Raw genomic sequence first — 15,063 nt, 5'->3', positions numbered from 1 at the left:
CTACGCCGCCTCCGACAGCCGCGCGCCCCCCTCGCGCGCCGGGGTCACACCCAGGTCCGTCAGGATCGCCTCGGCGGCCCGGCGTCCCGAGTGCAGCGCGCCCTGGACCGTGCTCGTGCCACGGTGGTCGCCGCACACGTACAGCCCGGCCAGCACCCGCACCGGCCGGCGCGGGTCGTGCGGGGCCTCCATCGCGGGCACCGCCTCCGGGTCGTGGTGGGCGGCCAGCAGCTCCCAGTCGTCCGTCGGGGTCCCGTACAGCGCGGCAAGGTGCCCGCGCACGGAACGGTCCAGGTCCGGCGGCGGACTCCCCAGCACGGTCGACGTGATCAACGCCCGGCCCTCCGGAGCGCGCGATGGGTCGACCTCGCTCATCGCCGCCGTGTACGCCACCGGCCCCGACCGGTCGCCGTCCAGCACCAGCGACCGGCCGGTCGGCGGCGGCGCGGGCGCGGTGTGGTGAAGGACCGTCACCGGGCGGAAGGCGGGCACCCGCAGTCCCGGCAGCAGTTCGGCCGCGGCACCCGCACCGGTGGCCAGCAGCAGGGAGCGGCACCCCAGTTCGCCGTGCTCCTTGGTGCGTACGGTGGTGATGTCGGCGGCCGTGACGTGCACCCCGGTCCGTACCGTGCCGGGCGGCAGGGCGGCCGCCAGCAGGTCCGGCAGCGTCCCCGAACCTCCCGCCGGGACACAGAGCCCGCCCCGCGCGTAGTCCCGCAGCGCCAGATCCGCGCACCGGCTCGACGTGGTGAGGCCGGGATCGCCGAGCAGCGCGCGGAGCAGTGGGCGCAGGACGCCGTCCACCGTACGGGCGGGCAGCTGGCCCGCCGTCAGCGCGGCGAGCGCCGTCCGCTCGGGGCGGGCCAGCAGCTGGGCCGTCGGGGTGGCGGCCAGCCGGGAGAGCGCCGCGCCGAGGCGGGCCCGGTCGATCGCGTCGGACACGGTGCCGCTGCTCCTGAGGCCCGCGCTCCTGACGCCGAGGCCGCCTCGGGACACCAGGCGCAGATGGCTCCCGCACCCGCCGGGTGAGAGCTGGGGGGCGCTTGACCGGGTGCGTACGGCTCTGAGTGCGCCCCTCGCGCTCCGTATGTCACCGGTGCGATGGCGGCGGCCCTCGCTGTGCACCAGTACCCCGGGCGCGAACTCCCGCAGCTCCGGGGTGCCGAGCCCCGGGGTGGAGGTCAGCTCCGGCCAGGAGGTGCAGAGCAGGGGGCCGAACTGGTCGAGACGGAAGCCGTCCACCTGATGGGTGGCCAGTCGGCCGCCCACGGTGGAGGCCGCCTCCAGAACACTGACGCCGACTCCGGCGCCGGTCAGCAGATGGGCCGCTGAGAGGCCGGCGATCCCGGCCCCGATGATGATCACGTCCGCGTGGTGTGCCGTGCTGCGCACAAGCCCTCCCCGAGTCGGTGCGACTGGTGGGGGCTTCTTGCCCCCAACAGGTCCCCGGAATGCCGGAGTTCGCATCGAGGCTAGGAGGATGGCCGATACTGGGTCAGACGCGCGTGCCCGGGGGCAACGGGGCACGGGGTCGCACACCTGGCCGACCTGCGCGGGTACGGGCTGCGGCTCAGCGCAGCGCCGCGCGGATCGCCGCGTCGACGCCGGGGAACGCGAACGAGAAGCCGGAGTCCAGCAACTGCGCGGGGATCACCCGCTGGCTTCCCAGCACATCGCCGGCGAACTCCCCGAGCGCGCCCCGCAGCGCCGGCGCGGGGGCCGTGAACAGGGTCGGGCGGCGCAGTACGCGGCCCATCGCGGCGGTCACCTCGGCGTTGGTGACCGGGTCGGGCCCGGTCAGGTTCACCGGGCCGGTCAGCGACTCGGTGTCCAGGATGTGGCGCAGTGCCGCGACATGGTCGTGCAGGGCGATGAAGCTCCAGTACTGCCGGCCGTCGCCCATCCGCCCGCCCAGCCCGGCCTTGAACAGCGGGAACAGCCGCCCCCACGCCCCGCCCTCGCGGGCCACCACCAGTCCGGTGCGGGCGTGCACCGTGCGGATGCCCCGCTCCTCGGCGGCCGCGGTCGCGGCCTCCCACTCCTCACAGACGGAGGGCAGGAAACCGTCCCCCGGCGGTGCGCTCTCGTCCACGGCGCGGTCTCCCGTGTCGCCGTAGTAGCCGATGGCGGAGCTGGAGAGCAGCACCTTGGGCGGGGTGTCGAGCGAGGCGACGGCCTCGGCGACCGCGGCGGTGCCCAGCACCCGGCTCTCGCGGATCTCCCGCTTGTAGTCGTCGGTCCAGCGGTGGTCGCCGACCCCGGCCCCGGCGAGGTGGACGACCGCGTCGCAGCCCACCAGCCCGGCCACGTCGACGTGACCCCGCTTGGGGTCCCACTCCACCTCGTCCCCGGACCTGGCGGGCCGCCGCACCAGGCGGGCCACCTCGTGCCCGTCGGCGCGCAGTGAGCGCACGAGCGCCGCTCCGATGAGTCCGGACGATCCAGTGACGGCGATACGGGAGGTCGGCATGGTGCCATCCTGCCCCACGGATTACGGGAAACACGGCAGTGGATACGGGGGAAGACACCATGGAGTGCGCAGAACCCGCATGGGACAGTCAGGTCATGTCCGCAACCACCCTCCACTCCGTCTTCGTCCGTCCCGCCCGGCCCGCCGACGAGGAAGCGCTCGGCGACCTCGACCGGTCCACCTGGTCGACGCTGCACGCGGTGACGCCGCGGCCCCAGCCCCCGTACGACCCCTTCTTCGACGAGCGGCACCGGCCCGGGGACTTCCTGGTGGCCGAGGCCGAGGCCGTGGCCGAGGCCGCGACGGAGGCGAAGGCCCCGGCCGATGATTCCGGCGGGACACCGATCGCCGGGTACATACGCCTGGTCCCGCCCACCCCGCTCGTCTGCAACGCCCATGTGCGGCAGATACAGGGCCTCGCCGTGGCGAGCTGGGCGCGCGGGGCCGGGGTCGGGCGGACGCTGCTGCGGGCCGCGTGCGCCGAGGCGCGGCGCCAGGGTGCCAACCGGATCACGCTGCGGGTGCTCGGGCACAACACCCCCGCCCGGGCGCTCTACGCCTCCGAGGGGTTCGTCGTCGAAGGGGTGCTGAGCGGGGAGTTCTTCCTGCACGGGCGCTATGTCGACGACGTGCTGATGGGCCGCTCGCTCACCCCGGGTGCCCCTGGCTGACCTCTCTCCCCGATGCTCGGCGGTTCAGCGGGGGGCGAAGCGGTCCCAGAGCTCCGGGTAGCGGGCGGCCAGCGCCTCGTCGTCCTCGAAGTCGACCGGTGACCCCAGCGGCTCGGTGGGCTGCGGTGGCAGGCCGAGATCCGGCGCGACCACGCCGGTGAGCTGCTCGTACGCCTCGTCCGCCGCGTAACCCAGCTCCTCGCCGTCCCCGTCCACCTCCTCGTCGAACTCCTCCAGCAACTCGGCCAGGTCGTCCGGGTCGTGCAGCGCGCCCTCGAAGACCTCCCGGCCCTGGCCGATCAGCCAGCACCGGAAGTAGTCGAAGGCGTCGTCGCTCGCCCCGCCGAGCAGCACGGCGGCCGCGCCCCACAGGTCCCAGCGGTAGGCGCGGTTGTAGCGGGCCTCGAAGTGCCGGGCGAAGTCCAGCACGGAATCGGGGTCGAGCTGCACCAGCCGTTCCACGAGCAGATCGGCCTGCTCCTCGGGGTCGCCCTCGGCTCCCTCGCGGCTGCTGTCGATGAGCTCCCAGAATTCCGTCTCGTCCATCACGGGTCCAGCATCCAGCCTGCCGGGACCCCCCGCACGCCCAGACGGCGAAAAGAAGCCTTTCAGCGATAAAGATCACTCAGGCGTTCGACCGCCTCGGCGAACCGGCCCCGCAGCTCTTCGGGCGCCACGACCTCCAACTCGGGACCCAGCGAAAGGAGCTGGCTGTATGCCACGTCCAGTGACTCCACGGGCAGGACGACCGTGCGCCACCCGTCCGGGCCGGCGGGAGGGGCCTCGGCGAGGGCCGCCGCGGCGGCCGCCCGGTCCCTGGTGTACGCGAGCTGCCGCGCACCGCTCTCGGACACCCGTACGGTCACTTCGGTCCGCAGGAGGGACCGGGCGAACTCGGCGGCCCGCGCCTCCCAGAACGCGGGCAGGTCGAAGGCCGCGTCCCGCTCGAAGCGCTCGCCGGCCGGCTCCACGGAGGTGAACCGGTCGATCCGGTAGACCCGGAAGTCACGGCCCGCCTTGGCGCAGAGATACCAGACCCCGGCCTTGAGGACGAGCCCGTACGGAGCGAGCTCCCGCCTCACCTCCGTACCCGCGTGCTCGCGGCCCCCGCCCTTGCGGTAGCGGGCCCGCAGCAGGCGGTCGTCCCAGACGGCGTCGGCGACGGCGGGCAGCAGTTCGGGGGGCTCCGGCTCGTGGTACCAGGACGGGGCGTCCAGGTGGAAGCGCTGGGCGGCGGCGGAGGAGGCGTCCCGGAGGGAGGGCAGCAGCGCGGCCGAGACCTTGAGCCGGGCGGCCGAGCCAGCGTCCTCCAGCCCCATCTCGCGCAGCGCGGAGGGCAGCCCGGAGAGGAAGAGCGCCTCCGCCTCGTTCCGGGCCAGGCCGGTCAGCCGGGTGCGGTAGCCGCCGATGAGCCGGTAGCCGCCCGCCCGGCCGCGCTCCGCGTACACCGGGACGCCCGCCTCGGAGAGCGCCTGCGCGTCCCGGGTGACCGTACGCTCCGACACCTCCAGCTCCTTGGCCAGTTCGGCGGCGGACATGGCGGGGCGGGACTGCAGGAGCAGCACCATCTTGATCAGCCGGGCAGCGCGCATACGCCCATTGTGGCGGCGGTGGAAGCCGCCGGCCGCCCACGCCGAAACCCCCGGCCGCCGGGACGGGGCGCTGTCGGACGCACCCGCCCCGGTGACCGGGGGGCTCGGAGCTGTACGGGAGGGGGCTCAGAGCCCGTAGCGCTCCCGGGCCTCCTTGACCGCCGAGGCCGGCACCTCGCCGCGCTTGGCGAGCTGGGCCAGCGCCGCCACCGCGATCGACCGGGCGTCGACCCCGAAGTGCCGGCGGGCCGCCTCGCGGGTGTCGGAGAGGCCGAAGCCGTCCGTGCCGAGCGAGGACCAGTCCTGCTCCACCCACTGGCTGATCTGGTCCGGGACCTGGCGCATCCAGTCGCTGACCGCGAGCACCGGACCTGGCGCACCGGAGAGCGCCTGCGTCACGTACGGGACCCGCAGCTCACCGCGGAGCAGCGCCTCGTCCGCCGCCAGCGCGTCGCGGCGCAGCTCGCCCCACGAGGTGGCGGACCAGACGTCGGCCGTGACACCCCAGTCGGCGGCCAGCAGCTCCTGGGCCTCCAGGGCCCAGTGGATCGCCGTACCGGAGGCCAGCAGCTGCAGGCGCGGCGCGTCCGCCGTGGCGGGCGTGCCCTCCTTGAAGCGGTACAGGCCCTTGACGATGCCCTCCTCGACGCCCTCGGGCATCGCGGGCTGGGGCTTCGGCTCGTTGTAGACCGTCAGGTAGTAGAAGACGTCCGAGTCCTCGCCGGGGACGGCACCGCCGTACATCCGGCGCAGACCGTCCTTGACGATCACCGCGACCTCGTACGCGAACGCCGGGTCGTAGTTGAGCGAGGCCGGGTTGGTGGCCGCGATCAGGTGCGAGTGGCCGTCCGCGTGCTGGAGGCCCTCACCCGTCAGGGTCGTACGGCCCGCCGTGGCGCCGACGATGAAGCCCTTGCCGAGCTGGTCGGCGAGCTGCCACATCTGGTCGCCGGTCCGCTGCCAGCCGAACATCGAGTAGAAGATGTAGAACGGGATCATCGTCTCGCCGTGCGTCGCGTACGACGTGGCGGCGGCGATGAAGTCGGCCATGGCCCCGGCCTCGGTGATCCCCTCGTTGAGGATCTGGCCGTCCTTGGCCTCCTTGTAGTACATCAACTGGTCGCGGTCGACCGGCTCGTACGTCTGGCCGAGCGGCGAGTAGATGCCGGCCGAGGGGAACAGGGACTCCATACCGAAGGTGCGCGCCTCGTCCGGGACGATCGGCACCCAGCGCCTGCCGGTCTCCTTGTCCCGCATCAGGTCCTTCACCAGGCGGACGAACGCCATGGTGGTGGCCATCTCCTGCTTGCCGGACCCCTTGTACAGGGCCTTGAACGCGCGTTCCCCGGGCTGCGGCAGCGGCGCGGAGGCGTGCATCCGGCGGGCCGGGGCGGGACCGCCGAGGGCGGCCCGGCGCTCCTGGAGGTAGCGGACCTCGGGGGAGTCGGCGCCGGGGTGGCCGTAGGGGACGAGACCGTCCTCGAAGGCGCTGTCGGGGATCGGGAGGCCGAGCAGCTCGCGCATGCCCTTGAACTCGTCGATCGACAGCTTCTTCATCTGGTGGTTGGCGTTCTTGGACTCGAAGCCCTTGCCGAGCGTGTAGCCCTTGACCGTCTGGGCCAGGATCACGGTCGGCGCACCCTTGTGCTCGACCGCCGCCTTGTACGCCGCGTACACCTTGCGGGCCTCGTGGCCGCCGCGCGAGGTGTAGAAACACTCGGCGATCTTCGCGTCGCTGAGCAGCTTCGCCAGCTCGACGAGGGCGGGCTCGGCGCCGAAGAAGTGCTCGCGGATGTAGGCCACGTCACGGGTGGAGTACGTCTGGAACTGCGCGTCCGGGACCTCCCGCAGGCGGCGCAGCAGCGCGCCCGTGGTGTCCAGCTGGAACAGCTCGTCCCAGGCGTTGCCCCAGAGCGTCTTGACGACGTTCCAGCCGGCCCCGCGGAACTGCGCCTCCAGCTCCTGGACCATGCGGAAGTTGGCGCGGACCGGGCCGTCGAGGCGCTGCAGGTTGCAGTTGATGACGAAGGTCAGGTTGTCGAGCTGCTCACGGGCCGCCAGCGCGAGGGCGGCGGTCGACTCGGGCTCGTCCATCTCGCCGTCGCCGAGGAAGGCCCAGACGTGCGAGTCGGAGGTGTCCTTGATGGAGCGGTTGGTCAGATAGCGGTTGAAGCGCGCCTGGTAGATGGCCGAGAGCGGGCCGAGGCCCATCGACACGGTGGGGAACTCCCACAGCCAGGGCAGCCGCCGCGGGTGCGGGTAGGAGGGCAGGCCCTCGCCACCGGACTCCTGGCGGAAGTGGTCGAGCTGCCGCTCGCTGAGGCGGCCGTCGAGGAAGGCGCGGGCGTAGATGCCGGGGGAGGCGTGGCCCTGGATGTAGAGCTGGTCGCCGGAGCCTCCCCCATTCTCGGCTGCGCTCGAACGGGAGGTGCCCCCTCCTTCCTTGCCGCGGAAGAAGTGGTTGAAGCCGGTCTCGTAGAGCCAGGCCGCCGACGCGAAGGTGGCGATGTGGCCGCCCACCCCGTACCGGGCGCCCCGGGTGACCATCGCGGCCGCGTTCCAGCGGTTCCACGCGGTGATCTTCGACTCCATCTCCAGGTCGCCGTCGAACGCGGGCTCGGCGGCGGTCGGGATGGAGTTGACGTAATCGGTCTCCAGCAGCTTGGGCAGCGCGAGACCGGCGCCCTCGGCGTGCTGCAGCGAGCGGCGCATCAGGTACGCGGCGCGGTGCGGGCCGGCGGCCTGGGTGACGGCGTCCAGGGAGGCCGCCCATTCGGCGGTCTCCTCGGGGTCACGGTCCGGGAGCTGGTCGAGCTCGCTCGGAAGCTTTGCTACGGGGTCGGTCATGATCGCCGCCTTCCGGGGAGGAGGGGGGTGGAGAAGGCCCTGACTGGCAGGACAGGGCGATGGGGCCGGTGGGCCCGCGGAGTGAACTGTAAGTCGCTGATCGATGATCGATCAAAGGATTGAAGGCAAAACTTCTCGATACGAAGAAAAGTGGCATGCCGTGCCTCGGAACGGGGCACGGAGTGACGCGAAAAAGCGCACAAAAAGGGTGCTGACCTGCACGGAAGAGCAGGCCGCCCGCCAGATGACCGGAGCTCGCCGAGCCGGCCGGACGCGGGCGCCCGGAGGCTTACGCGCGGGGCGCGCAGCCCAGCACGTGGGCCTTCACCAGGGCGCCGATCTGCGGGTCCCCGGCCAGGAACGCGTCGATGAGCGCCTGGTGCTCCTCCGCGTACGACTTCTGCACCGTGCCCAGCCAGCGGATCGACAGGGCGGTGAACACCTCGATGCCCAGTCCCTCCCAGGTGTGCAGCAGCACCGCGTTCCCGGCGGCCCGGACCATCTCCCGGTGGAAGCCCACCGTGTGCCGCACCTGGGCCTCACCGTCGGCCAGCCGGTCCGCCTCGTACAGCGCCACCACATGCGGCTCCAGCGCCGAGCAGTCCTGGCCGAGCAGCGGGGCCGCCAGCTCGGCCGCGATCTGCTCCAGACCGGCCCGTACCGGGTAGCTCTCCTCCAGGTCGGCCGCGGTGAGGTTGCGGACCCGGACGCCCTTGTTGGGGGCCGACTCGATCAGCCGCAGCGTCTCCAGCTCGCGCAGCGCCTCCCGTACGGGCGTCTGGCTGACCTCCAGCTCGGTGGCGATCCGGCGCTCCACGATCCGCTCGCCCGGCTTCCAGCGCCCGCTGACGATCCCCTCCACGATGTGCTCGCGGATCTGTTCGCGCAGCGAGTGGACGACGGGCGGGGTCATGGAGCGCTCCTTCAGGGCAGACCGGTGCTGCCTACATCATCACGGTGGCGGTAGGCCTCCCGTGGTGTTTAGACAATACGGCGGCGCCCCCGCCCGGAAGAGTTCCGGACGGGGGCGCCGCTGGTGAGGCTGGTTACAGCCGGAGCGTTCAGAGGCCGAGCTCGACCTCGAACTCACCGGCCTCCAGGATCGCCTTGACCGACGTCAGGTAACGGGCGGCGTCCGCGCCGTCCACCAGGCGGTGGTCGTAGGAGAGCGCGAGGTAGGTCATGTCGCGCACCGCGATGGTCTCGCCGAGGTCCGGGTGGTCGATGACCACCGGGCGGCGGACCGTGGCGCCGATGCCCAGGATGGCTGCCTGGTTCGGCGGCACGATGACGGTGTCGAACAGCGCACCGCGCGAACCGGTGTTGCTGATGGTGAAGGTGGCACCGGACATGTCGTCCGGGGTCAGGCCGCCACCGCGGGCCTTGCCGGCCAGCTCGGCGGTCTTCTTCGAGATACCGGCGAGGTTCAGGTCACCCGCACCCTTGATGACCGGGGTCATCAGGCCCTTCTCCGCGTCCACGGCGATGCCGATGTTCTCCGCGTCGAAGTACGTGATGGTGCCTTCGCCCTCGTTGATCCGGGCGTTGACGACCGGGTGGGCCTTCAGCGCCTGGGCCGCCGCCTTCACGAAGAACGGCATCGGGGACAGCTTGACGCCCTCACGGGCGGCGAACGCGGCCTTCGCCTGGTTGCGCAGCTTCATCAGCTTGGTGATGTCGACCTCGACGACCGAGGTCAGCTGGGCCTGCGAGTGCAGCGCCTTCATCATGTTGTCGCCGATGACCTTGCGCATGCGGGTCATCTTGACCGTCTGACCACGCAGCGGGGAGGCCTCCAGCTTCGGCGCGGCCTTGGCGGCGGCGGCATGGCCTCCGCCAGTCACAGCGGAGGGCGCCGGAGCAGCGGCGGCGGCCTTGGCGGCCTCCGCGGCGGCGACGACGTCCTGCTTGCGGATACGGCCGCCGACGCCGGTGCCCTTGACCGAGCCCAGGTCCACGTTGTTCTCGGACGCGAGCTTGCGGACCAGCGGCGTGACGTACGCGCCGTCGTCGCCGGAGGGCGCGGCCGGGGTGGCGGCCGGTGCCGGGGCGGCGGGGGCGGGCTGCGCCGGAGCCGGGGCGGGAGCCGCGGGGGCCTCGGCCTTCGGCGCCTCCTGCTGGGGAGCCTCGGCCTGGGGAGCCTCCTGCTTCGGAGCCTCCTCCTGCTTCGGAGCCTCGGCCTTGGGGGCCTCGGCCTTCGGCACCTCCTGCTGGGGAGCCTCCTGCTGCGGAGCCTCCTGCTGCGGAGCCTCCTCCTTCGGGGCTTGCTGCTCGGGGGCCTCCTGCTTCGGGGCGGCGCCCGGAGCACCGATGACGGCGAGCTTGGCGCCGACCTCGGCGGTCTCGTCCTCGGCGACCACGATCTCCAGCAGCACACCGGCGACCGGGGCGGGGATCTCGGTGTCGACCTTGTCCGTGGAGACCTCGAGGAGGGGCTCGTCCTCCGCGACCTCCTCGCCGACCTCCTTCAGCCAGCGGGTGACGGTGCCCTCGGTGACGCTCTCGCCGAGCGCCGGGAGGGTGACGTCGGTGCCCTCGGCGGACGAACCGCCGGTGGCGGCCTCGGCGGTCGGGGCCTCGGCCGGAGCCTCGGTCTCGGTCGACGGGGCGGTGGGCGCCTCTTCGGCCGCCGGGGCCGGGGTGGCGGCCGGCTCGGTGGACTCGGCCTCGGCCGGAGCCTCGGCCTCGGCCGGAGCCTCGGCCTCGGCCGGAGCGCCGGAGCCGTCGTCGATGACGGCCAGCTCGGCGCCGACCTCGACGGTCTCGTCCTCGGCGACCTTGATGGACGACAGAACGCCGGACGCGGGGGCCGGGATCTCGGTGTCGACCTTGTCGGTCGAGACCTCGAGCAACGGCTCGTCGGCCTCGACGCGCTCGCCCTCGGCCTTCAGCCAACGGGTGACAGTGCCCTCGGTGACGCTCTCGCCGAGCGCCGGAAGGGTTACGGAAACCGACATGGTTTCAGTTGCTCCTTACGAAAATGCGGAAGTGGTCGGTCGTCGCGCCCGGAACCGGGGGATCAGTCGTGCGAGTGGAGGGGCTTGCCGGCCAGCGCCAGGTGGGCCTCGCCCATCGCCTCGTTCTGCGTCGGGTGGGCGTGGATGAGCTGCGCGACCTCGGACGGCAGCGCCTCCCAGTTGTAGATCAGCTGGGCTTCGCCGACCTGTTCGCCCATGCGGTCGCCCACCATGTGGACGCCGACCACGGCACCGTCCTTGACCTGGACGAGCTTGATCTCGCCCGCGGTCTTCAGGATCTTGCTCTTGCCGTTGCCCGCGAGGTTGTACTTCAGGACGACGACCTTGTCCGCGCCGTAGATCTCCTTGGCCTTGGCCTCGGTGATACCCACGGAGGCGACCTCGGGGTGGCAGTACGTCACCTTCGGCACGCCGTCGTAGTCGATCGGGACGGTCTTGAGACCGGCGAGACGCTCCGCCACCAGGATGCCCTCGGCGAAGCCGACGTGGGCGAGCTGGAGGGTCGGGACGAGGTCGCCCACGGCCGAGATCGTGGGCACGTTGGTCTGCATGTACTCGTCGACCAGGACATAGCCGCGGTCCATGGCGACGCCCTGCTCCTCGTAGCCCAGCCCCTGCGAGACCGGGCCTCGGCCGATGGCGACGAGCAGCAGCTCCGCCTCGAACGTCTTGCCGTCGGCGAGGGTGACGCGGACGCCGTCCTGCGTGTACTCGGCCTTCTCGAAGAACGTGCCGAGGTTGAACTTGATGCCGCGCTTGCGGAACGCGCGCTCAAGAAGCTTCGAGCTGTTCTCGTCCTCGACCGGGACGAGGTGCTTCAGGCCCTCGACGATGGTGATCTCGGTGCCGAAGGACTTCCACGCCGAGGCGAACTCGACGCCGATGACGCCGCCGCCCAGCACTATCGCCGACTTCGGGACGCGGTCCATCTTCAGCGCGTGGTCCGAGGAGATGATCCGGTCGCCGTCGATCTCCAGGCCCGGCAGCGACTTCGGCACGGAGCCGGTCGCCAGCAGCACGTGGCGGCCCTGGACGCGCTGGCCGTTCACGTCGACGGAGGTGGGGGAGGAGAGCTTGCCCTCACCCTCGATGTAGTGGACCTTGCGCGAGGCGATGAGACCCTGGAGACCCTTGTACAGGCCCGAGATCACCTCGTCCTTGTACTTGTTGACGGCCTCCATGTCGATGCCCTCGAAGGTCGCCTTCACGCCGAACTGGGCCGACTCGCGGGCCTGGTCCGCGATCTCGCCCGCGTGCAGCAGTGCCTTCGTGGGGATGCAGCCGTTGTGCAGGCAGGTGCCGCCGACCTTGCCCTTCTCGATCAGGGCGACGTCCAGGCCCAGCTGCGCTCCGCGCAGGGCCGCGGCGTACCCGCCACTGCCACCGCCGAGGATCACTAGGTCGAAAACGGTGCTGGCGTCGTTCGCCACGTCACGTCCTCCATGCATGTGCGCCGTACGCCGGGCCCCGTCGCTGGGGTGTGACCGGCCGGTCGGCTGGTGTTCGGCCGCTTTTGTCTTCGGCCCTGTGGTGGGGGCCCTGTCCTGCCGAGAACCCATCTTCGCACTTGATGACGGCGGGCGGGACGCGGGGCCCGGGTCCGGGGCGGACGATCGTCCGCCCCGGAGGGTTACTGCTGGGTGGATACCTACGGATTCGGCCGGTGTTCGTCGAGAGCGAAACCCGCTCGCCCCCCGCTCTTCCTTGCCACTTTCGCCGCGACAACACGCTTTCGCTGCCACAACGCGTACGGCCCCGGACCTGTGCCCGGGGCCGTAAGGGGTGCCCGGCGGATCAGGGCCGGGACCACGGTCCGCCGGGCACTCCTTCGCGGACGATCACTCAGCCCAGGTCGCCGTCGGCGGTGCGCTCGGCGAGACGCACCAGGGTGCGGACCGCGGAGCCGGTGCCGCCCTTGGGCGTGTAGCCGTACGGGGCGCCCTCGTGGAAGGCCGGGCCCGCGATGTCCAGGTGCGCCCAGGCGATGCCCTCGCCCACGAACTCCTTCAGGAACAGGCCGGCCACCAGCCCGCCGCCCATGCGCTCACCCATGTTGGCGATGTCGGCGGTGGGGGAGTCCATGCCCTTGCGCAGGTCGGCGGGGAGCGGCATCGGCCACGAGGCCTCGCCGACCTCCTCGGCGATCTCGTGGATCGAGGTACGGAAGGCGTCGTCGTTGGACATGATCCCGAAGGTGCGGTTGCCGAGCGCCAGCACCATCGCACCGGTCAGGGTCGCCACGTCGACGATCGCGTCGGGCCTCTCCTCGGAGGCGCGGGTCAGCGCGTCGCCCAGGACGAGCCGGCCCTCGGCGTCGGTGTTGAGCACCTCGACGGTCTTGCCGCTGTACATGCGCAGCACGTCACCGGGGCGGGTGGCGTTGCCGGAGGGCATGTTCTCGGCGAGCGCCAGCCAGCCGGTCACGTTGACCTTCAGGCCGAGGCGGGCGGCCGTGACGACGGCGGCGAACACGGCGGCGGCGCCGCTCATGTCGCACTTCATCGTCTCGTTGTGGCCGGCCGGCTTGAGCGAGATGCCGCCCGAGTCGTAGGTGATGCCCTTGCCCACGAGGGCCAGGGTCTTCTCCGCCTTCGAGTGGGTGTAGGCGAGCTTCACCAGGCGCGGGCCGTTCGCGGAGCCCTGGCCGACGCCCAGGATGCCGCCGAAGCCGCCCTTGACCAGGGCCTTCTCGTCGAGGACCTGGACCTTGATGCCGTGCTCCTTGCCCGCGGCGGTGGCCACGGCGGCGAAGGACTCGGGGTAGAGGTCGTTGGGCGGGGTGTTGATCAGGTCGCGGGCGCGGTTGATCTCCTCGGCCAGGGCCAGGGCGCGCTCGACGGCCGCCTTGTAGGCCTTGTCGCGCGGCTTGGCGCCGACCAGGGTCACCTCGGCGAGCGGCAGCTTCGGGCCGTTGCCCTTGGCCTTCGCCTCCTTGGGGGCGAGCTTGTTCTCGCCGCCCTGGTAGGCGGTGAAGGCGTACGCGCCGAGCAGGGCGCCCTCGGCGACGGCCGCGGCGTCCTCGACGGACGCGGCGGGCAGCGCGAAGCCGGCCTTCTTCGAACCGGCCAGCGCGCGGGCGGCGGTGCCCGCGGCGCGGCGCAGCGCCTCGGCGTCGTACGCGTCCTCCTTGTCCGGGACCGTACCGAGCCCGACCGCGACGACGACCGGGACCTTGAGGCCGGACGGCGCGGGCAGCTTGGTCAGTTCGCCCTCGGCACCCACGGCCCCCAGGGTCGCGAGAACGGAGGCGAGCTTTCCGCCGAACGCCTTGTCCACGGCCTCGGCGCCCGGTGCGAGGACCAGGTCCCCCGACGCGGATCCGGCGCCCTTCGCTACGCCGACGACGAGTGCGTCGGCGCGCAGCGTCGCCGCACCGGCAGTGCTGAGAGTGAGAGCAGTCACGGTGGTGAAATCTCGCTTCCGTTGAGTTCGAGTCCGGCCGAGGGGTGGGCCGACCGTGCCGACGCATCGTGGACGCCTCCGCGATGTGCCAGCGACGAGCCTACGCGCGCCACTCCCCGGGGGGTACGGCGGCGGGCCGATCCCGACCGGCAGGGCGGCCGGGAGGGCCCTTTCGGAGACCGCTTCCCCGGTTGTACGCCGGTGAGCGCGCGAGCCTGCTCGGAGCCGGGAGCCGGGAGCCGGGAGCCGGGAGCCGGGAGCCGGGAGCCGGGAGCCGGGCGCCGGGGTCAGGGGCCGAGCGCCAGCACCACCAGGGCCGCCGTCGCCGCCGTCTCCGCCACCCCGCCGAACACATCCCCGGTCACCCCGCCGAACCGTCGTACGCAGTGGCGCAGCAGGAGTTCGGCGGCGGCCAGGGCGAGCAGCACCGCGAGCGCGTGGTGCAGCGCCCCGTACGGGCCGGCCCCGGCGCCCGCCGCCGCGCACAGCGCCACCGTCACCGCCGTCGTGAGCAGCGCCCACCCGGCCGGGACCGTGGCGGCGACCGCCGCGCCGAGGCCCTCCGGCCGGGCGGCCGGGACGCCCTGACGGGACGCCAGGGTGAGCGCGAGCCGGGCGGCGACGCCCGCGACGACGGCCCCGAGCGCCCCGTGCGCCCAGCCCTCCCCGTACAGCTCGAAGAGGACCGCGACCTGGGCCAGCAGGACCAGGAGCAGCGCGATGACACCGAACGGCCCAATGTCGGACCGCTTCATGATCCGCAGAGCGTCCTCGGCAGGCTTCCCGCTGCCGAGGCCGTCCGCCGTGTCGGCGAGGCCGTCCAGGTGCAGCCCCCGGGTGAGGGCGGCGGGCACCGCGACGGAGGCGACCGCCGCGAGCAGCGGCCCCGAGCCTGCCAGCAGGGACAGTGAGCCGAGCGCGGCGGCGAGCAGGCCGACGGCGAGCCCGGCGAGGGGGGCGCAGAGCATGCCGGCCCGGGCGGTCGCCCGGTCCCAGCGGGTCACGCGGACGGGGAGCACGGTGAGGGTGCCGAAGGCGAAACGCAGGCCGTGGCTGTTCAAAGAGGTCACCGCGGGCAGGCTAGCCACTCCCGCTCACGGATA

General features: G+C 72.5%; 11 protein-coding genes. 1 reads left to right on the top strand and 10 read right to left on the bottom strand.

Annotated features, from left to right (window positions below):
- Together ACIQAK_RS01860 and ACIQAK_RS01855 are read right to left on the bottom strand one after the other, a co-directional pair.
- Window positions 1-1,392, bottom strand: coding sequence for an FAD-dependent oxidoreductase (locus ACIQAK_RS01860; RefSeq protein ID WP_366388258.1), 1,392 nt, complete (start codon window positions 1,390-1,392; stop codon window positions 1-3).
- A 178-nt stretch (window positions 1,393-1,570) separates the two neighbouring features.
- Complete coding sequence (locus ACIQAK_RS01855) at window positions 1,571-2,470, bottom strand: TIGR01777 family oxidoreductase (protein WP_366388259.1); 900 nt, start codon at window positions 2,468-2,470, stop codon at window positions 1,571-1,573.
- Between the two features lie 95 nt (window positions 2,471-2,565).
- On the opposite strand from ACIQAK_RS01855, the gene ACIQAK_RS01850 reads away from it, so the two are divergent.
- The gene (locus tag ACIQAK_RS01850) at window positions 2,566-3,141 is read left to right on the top strand and encodes a GNAT family N-acetyltransferase (RefSeq protein ID WP_366388260.1); all 576 of its coding nucleotides are present in this window, start codon (window positions 2,566-2,568) and stop codon (window positions 3,139-3,141) included.
- 24 nt (window positions 3,142-3,165) lie between these two features.
- Here the strand turns inward: ACIQAK_RS01850 and ACIQAK_RS01845 are convergent, their stop codons facing one another.
- The 8 genes from ACIQAK_RS01845 to ACIQAK_RS01810 all read right to left on the bottom strand — a co-directional run bounded on the left by ACIQAK_RS01845 (window position 3,166) and on the right by ACIQAK_RS01810 (window position 15,030).
- Entirely contained in the window at window positions 3,166-3,687 is a 522-nt protein-coding gene (locus ACIQAK_RS01845) for a DUF4240 domain-containing protein (RefSeq protein ID WP_366388261.1), read from the bottom strand.
- 62 nt (window positions 3,688-3,749) lie between these two features.
- Window positions 3,750-4,733 carry a YafY family protein gene (locus ACIQAK_RS01840; RefSeq protein ID WP_366388262.1) on the bottom strand — a complete coding sequence of 328 codons (984 nt, stop codon included), beginning with the start codon at window positions 4,731-4,733 and terminating at the stop codon, window positions 3,750-3,752.
- Between the two features lie 126 nt (window positions 4,734-4,859).
- Entirely contained in the window at window positions 4,860-7,580 is a 2,721-nt protein-coding gene (gene aceE / locus ACIQAK_RS01835; protein ID WP_366388263.1) for a pyruvate dehydrogenase (acetyl-transferring), homodimeric type, read from the bottom strand.
- 289 nt (window positions 7,581-7,869) lie between these two features.
- On the bottom strand, window positions 7,870-8,493 hold the full coding sequence (locus ACIQAK_RS01830; RefSeq protein ID WP_366388264.1) for a GntR family transcriptional regulator: 624 nt from the start codon (window positions 8,491-8,493) through the stop codon (window positions 7,870-7,872).
- Between the two features lie 148 nt (window positions 8,494-8,641).
- Window positions 8,642-10,537 (bottom strand): 2-oxoglutarate dehydrogenase, E2 component, dihydrolipoamide succinyltransferase, encoded by a 1,896-nt coding sequence (gene sucB / locus ACIQAK_RS01825; protein ID WP_366388265.1) that lies wholly within the window; start codon window positions 10,535-10,537, stop codon window positions 8,642-8,644.
- A gap of 62 nt (window positions 10,538-10,599) precedes the next feature.
- Window positions 10,600-11,988 (bottom strand): dihydrolipoyl dehydrogenase, encoded by a 1,389-nt coding sequence (gene lpdA, locus ACIQAK_RS01820; RefSeq protein ID WP_366388266.1) that lies wholly within the window; start codon window positions 11,986-11,988, stop codon window positions 10,600-10,602.
- A 412-nt stretch (window positions 11,989-12,400) separates the two neighbouring features.
- On the bottom strand, window positions 12,401-13,960 hold the full coding sequence (locus tag ACIQAK_RS01815; RefSeq protein WP_366388267.1) for a leucyl aminopeptidase: 1,560 nt from the start codon (window positions 13,958-13,960) through the stop codon (window positions 12,401-12,403).
- Window positions 13,961-14,247: 287 nt separating this feature from the next.
- The gene (locus ACIQAK_RS01810) at window positions 14,248-15,030 is read right to left on the bottom strand and encodes an adenosylcobinamide-GDP ribazoletransferase (protein WP_366388268.1); all 783 of its coding nucleotides are present in this window, start codon (window positions 15,028-15,030) and stop codon (window positions 14,248-14,250) included.
- Window positions 15,031-15,063 lie beyond the last annotated feature (33 nt).

It is taken from the genome of Streptomyces sp. NPDC088706 (assembly GCF_044752765.1).
Taxonomy (GTDB): domain Bacteria; phylum Actinomycetota; class Actinomycetes; order Streptomycetales; family Streptomycetaceae; genus Streptomyces.
This window is presented reverse-complemented; position numbering and strand designations above follow the sequence as displayed.